At 74.8% G+C, this 958-nt stretch carries 2 protein-coding genes; both read right to left on the bottom strand.

What is annotated here, in order from left to right:
• Nucleotides 1-732 (bottom strand): hypothetical protein (locus tag RA20_RS22550; protein ID WP_193748901.1); only part of this gene is annotated, 732 nt, incomplete at its 3' end.
• A gap of 75 nt (nucleotides 733-807) precedes the next feature.
• On the bottom strand, nucleotides 808-958 hold a 151-nt coding region (locus RA20_RS26420; protein ID WP_039134257.1), incomplete at its 5' end, for a hypothetical protein.

Here is a 958-nt window from a genome sequence, read left to right as displayed (position 1 = left end):
GGGCGCAGCCGGGGTCGCCGGGGGGGGCGGGGGGGGGCGGGGAGAACGGGGGGGAGAGGGCGGCGTGCTCGGGGGGGGGGTCGGGGCCGGGCCGGCGGACGGGGGGCCGCCGGCCGCGTCTTGGCTGCCCTTCCGGAGGGGGGGCGGCAGGGTGCGCGCGCGCAGGCGCTGCAAGGTCCAGCAGGTTCCAGTGCCTGCCGTGCGGGGCTTTGCCAGAGGGAGCGGCGGCAGGGGGGCATGGGCCGGGGACAGATGCCAGCGGCTTTCGATCCCCGGGGCGCCGCCTTCGCCGGGGGTCAGCATCAGGCCCAGCGGTGCCGGGCCAAGGCCCCCGCCGGCCTCCGCCGCCAGATGCAGCCGCCGTACCGGGGTCATTGCGGGCGGTTCAGGCAGTTCCGCCACCACCAGCGGCGCCGCACCGCTGCGCAGGCTCTCCTCCATCGCCCAGAGCAGATCCGCGCTGCTGGCGGCGGTGAGGAAGAGGAAGCGGGCGGGGCTGGCAAACTCTGCCATGCCGTCCGGGTTCAGCGGCCTGCCGGCCTGGGGCAGGGCCAGCCACAGCACCGGTCCCGGGGCAGCTTTCTGGGCGGCAGCGGCCAGCCAGAGCGCAAAACTGTGCCGCGCCGGGCCGCAGACCTCATGCGCGCGCCCCCGCGCCAGCGCGATGCCCTCCATCAGGGACAGGGCGGGGCGGGGCTTGTGGCGGCGGCGGGCAAGCAGGTGAGTCGGCATGCGGGGAGGATAGCATGTTCGCTTTTTGTTCTCAATCGGGCGCAAGGGCCGGAAGACCGGAAACGTGCCGTGCAGTCAGGCCGCGGGCAAATCGCTCTCCAGCAGCCGGAAAAACGCTGCCCGGGCATGCCGTTCCAGCCAGGGCTTGTGGCCGCAGCGCGGCAGGAGATGGAAGCGGAATTCTGGCAGGACCTGCCGCAGCGGCTGCTCAACACCGGCGGCGGGG

This window comes from Leisingera sp. ANG-Vp (assembly GCF_000813725.1).
In the GTDB taxonomy this organism is placed as follows: domain Bacteria; phylum Pseudomonadota; class Alphaproteobacteria; order Rhodobacterales; family Rhodobacteraceae; genus Leisingera.
This window is presented reverse-complemented; position numbering and strand designations above follow the sequence as displayed.